At 44.4% G+C, this 3,871-nt stretch carries 1 protein-coding gene and 1 pseudogene; one reads left to right on the top strand and one right to left on the bottom strand.

The genetic code is table 11. From position 1 onward, the window contains the following. The first annotated feature begins 254 nt into the window (after nucleotides 1-254). Complete coding sequence (gene polA / locus AB4653_RS07990; RefSeq protein WP_102257543.1) at nucleotides 255-3,056, top strand: DNA polymerase I; 2,802 nt, start codon at nucleotides 255-257, stop codon at nucleotides 3,054-3,056. A gap of 507 nt (nucleotides 3,057-3,563) precedes the next feature. Here polA and AB4653_RS07995 read toward each other — a convergent pair. Then, nucleotides 3,564-3,871, bottom strand: a pseudogene (locus AB4653_RS07995) (GTP-binding protein); the annotation flags it as partial.

Genomic DNA, 3,871 nt, shown 5'->3' on the forward strand with positions numbered 1-3,871 from the left:
CTGTAAAATTATTCTTTATTTTCAGTGTATTGCTGGTGTTTTTTGATTTGTTAACCTTACTTCTCAACAGGGTGGATAAATAATATAAACAGAGTTATCCACAGAACGCTTGCGTCTAAGAACAAAAAATAACAACAAATCGATTATAACGAATACAACCGAGTGAACGGATACAGATCGACAACATGGAATCCAACCAACAGACGTGGCATTCTTAACAGATAATTTCTGTACTTACTGGATTCACAAATATTATGGCTCGTATTCCTGATAATCCATTGATTCTGATCGATGGCTCTTCTTACCTATATCGCGCGTTCCATGCTTACCCTGGCACCATGAGCAATGGTGATATCCCAACGAACGCTGTTTATGGTGTAGTTAACATGCTACGCAGCATGATGCGTCAATTTGCTTCTGATCGTATTGCGGTTATTTTTGATGCGAAAGGGAAAACGTTCCGTGATGACATGTACCCAGAGTACAAAGCAAACCGCCCACCTATGCCTGACGATCTTCGTTGCCAGATAGAACCATTGCACAATGTGATTCGTGCGATGGGTTTGCCACTTATCTCTATTCCTGGCGTTGAAGCAGATGACGTGATTGGTACGTTGGCTTCTCAAGCTTCTGCGATGGGGATGCCTGTACTTATCAGTACTGGTGATAAAGATATGGCGCAGTTAGTTGATGACAACGTTACTCTGATCAACACCATGACCAACGTGGTAATGGATCGCGAAGGTGTGATTGAGAAGTTTGGTATCCCACCAGAACTGATCATCGATTACTTGGCACTGATGGGCGATAAAGTCGATAACATCCCTGGTGTTCCGGGTGTGGGTGACAAGACAGCGACGGCTTTACTACAAGGCATTGGTAGTATCGAAAAGTTGTATCAGAATCTTGATGATATTGCGGCGCTTGGTTTCCGCGGTTCGAAGACGATGGCTAAGAAGCTGGCTGATAATAAAGCCAATGCTGACATGTCCTACGAGCTTGCAACAATCAAGCTAGATGTTGAGCTTGAAGAGACGCCTGAGTCATTGGTAAAAGCTCAACCCAATATCGATGAGTTGATCAAGCTATACGGTCAATTGGTTTTCAAATCTTGGCTGAACGAGCTCCTTGAAGGTGGCAGCGGAGTGGTTGAGGCGGATGAGAAATCTTCCGCAGCGGGAGCTGGATCAGTACGTAGCAGCGCTTCTACTGTAGAGATGAATACGTCTGCCGTGACGATTGATCGTAGCAACTACGAAACGATTCTAGATGAAGCGTCATTCAATGTTTGGTTAGAAAAGCTTAAAGCAGCTGAATTGTTTGCTTTTGATACTGAGACAGACAGCCTTGATTACATGGTGGCGAACTTGGTCGGTCTATCATTTGCGACGGACGAGGGCGTTGCCGCTTACGTACCGGTTGCTCATGATTACCTAGATGCACCGCAACAGCTGGATCGTGATTGGGTACTTGAACAACTGAAACCGATTCTTGAAGATGATGCTCAAGCTAAAGTGGGTCAAAACCTGAAGTACGATATGAGTGTGCTAGCGCGCTACGGTATCGAGATGAAAGGCATCAAACACGATACCATGCTGGCGTCTTACGTTTTCAACAGCGTAGGTGGCAAGCATGATATGGACAGCCTAGCGCTGCGTTTCCTTCAGCACAGCTGCATCTCATTTGAGCAAATCGCAGGTAAAGGCAAGAAACAGCTTACTTTCAACCAGATTGAACTGGGTGAGGCGTCTCCATACGCTGCAGAAGATGCTGACGTGACACTACGTTTGCATAACCGCCTGATGGAAAACATCGAGCAAGATGAAAAGCTTAAAACCATCTATGAAGAAATCGAAGTACCGTTGATCCCTGTGATGTCTCGCATTGAACGCACTGGTGTATTCATTGATGACATGTTGCTAGGCGCTCAATCACAAGAGATTGCGGTTCGTCTGGATGAGCTAGAGCAGAAAGCTTACGAGATAGCAGAGCAAGAGTTCAATATGAACTCGCCAAAACAACTGCAAGCGATCCTGTTTGAGAAAATGGGTCTGCCAGTTATCAAGAAAACGCCATCAGGTGCACCTTCAACCAACGAAGAAGTGCTTCAAGAGCTGGCGCTTGATTACCCGCTACCTAAGTTGATCATTGAGTATCGTGGTCTTGCGAAGCTTAAGTCGACGTACACAGATAAACTGCCGAAGATGATCAACGCTGAGACTGGTCGTGTTCATACGTCTTATCATCAAGCGGTGACCGCGACGGGCCGTTTGTCTTCGACTGATCCAAACCTACAGAACATCCCAATTCGTAATGAAGAAGGTCGTCGTATCCGCCAAGCATTCGTTGCACAACATGGTTGGAAGATTCTAGCGGTCGATTACTCTCAAATTGAATTGCGTATCATGGCGCACCTATCAGGTGACAAAGCGCTGCTGGAAGCATTCCAACAAGGCAAAGATATCCACGCGGCAACGGCTGCTGAGATCATTGGTGTTGATATTGAGAGTGTGATCACTGAGCAGCGTCGTCGTGCTAAAGCGGTTAACTTTGGTCTTATCTACGGCATGAGTGCTTTTGGTTTGGCTAAGCAGCTAGGTATTCCTCGTGGCGAAGCACAACACTACATGGATACTTACTTTGAGCGTTACCCAGGTGTGATGCAGTATATGGAAGACACACGCAGCGCGGCTTCAGAGCAAGGCTTTGTTGAAACCATTTACGGTCGTCGTCTGCACCTTCCTGAGATTCAATCTCGAAATGGCATGCGTCGTAAGGCTGCTGAACGTGCGGCAATCAACGCGCCAATGCAGGGCACAGCAGCAGATATCATTAAGAAAGCGATGCTGTTGGTTGATGAATGGATTCAAGCGGAAGGCGATGGTCGTGTGAAACTGCTTATGCAAGTACACGATGAATTGGTCTTCGAAGTGGAAGAGTCAGCTTTAGCCGAAATTGAAAGTAAAGTACAAGAATTGATGGAATCCGCCGCAGAGCTAGAAGTACCGCTTGTCGCGGAAGCTGGCCACGGTGACAACTGGGATCAAGCCCACTAATCAGTTTTTGACCTTATTGAGTAAATTAGTATGAGCCAGTGCACAAACACTGGCTTTTTTTTGTCTCGAATAAAGTTAAGTCATAAGAAGATTTTGGGTGTTTTAATAAAACGTTCATGAAAAAAAACTACAAAAATGGTTTTCATTTCTGAGCAATTGTTGTACATTAAATCTTGTAGGGTACAGAGGTAAGATGTTCTATCTTTCAGACCTTTTGTTTCACGTTATTGGATTAGGCTGATTCAGCCGCCCCAGTCAGTATTTGACTGGGGCGTTTTTTCTTGTGCGAAAGAAAAATATCTCCAACCTACTATTCCCCCGTAAAATCTCCCATTTTTAGTGCCTTTTGTTACGCTTTCCCTAAGCTCCGTGATAAACACTTGATTGCCTTAGATCTGGAATTCAATCAGCAATTGGTAATTTTAATCCGTCTCTAAGTGCATTGTTTTATTCTTGAAAATAACTTTTATTTTACAAGTGACTCATAATGCATTGATCGTTTACGTCTTATTTATCAGTATATTGAGTGGGTGAATGCTCAATGTAGTCCATGATTTCCTGTTGTTTCTCTGTGCTGTATTTCAGAGCTTCGGCCGTGATCTGGATAGATTGCGCCATAGAAGAGATATTGTTGGTCGCTTCCACCAAGGTTTGCTGCATGGGTTTTAGGATAAGTAGATAGATAGCGGTCAACGCGATAACAATGACAGTGATAACGGCTGCCAACGCAATAATGATTTTAGTTTGGATATCATCTAGCAGTAATTGACTGGTTTTCTTAAAGGCGAGTCGAGATTGGTCTAAGACTTGTGGGA

This window comes from Vibrio sp. 10N.222.48.A3, from assembly GCF_041475345.1.
GTDB classification, from domain to species: Bacteria; Pseudomonadota; Gammaproteobacteria; order Enterobacterales; family Vibrionaceae; genus Vibrio; species Vibrio tasmaniensis_A.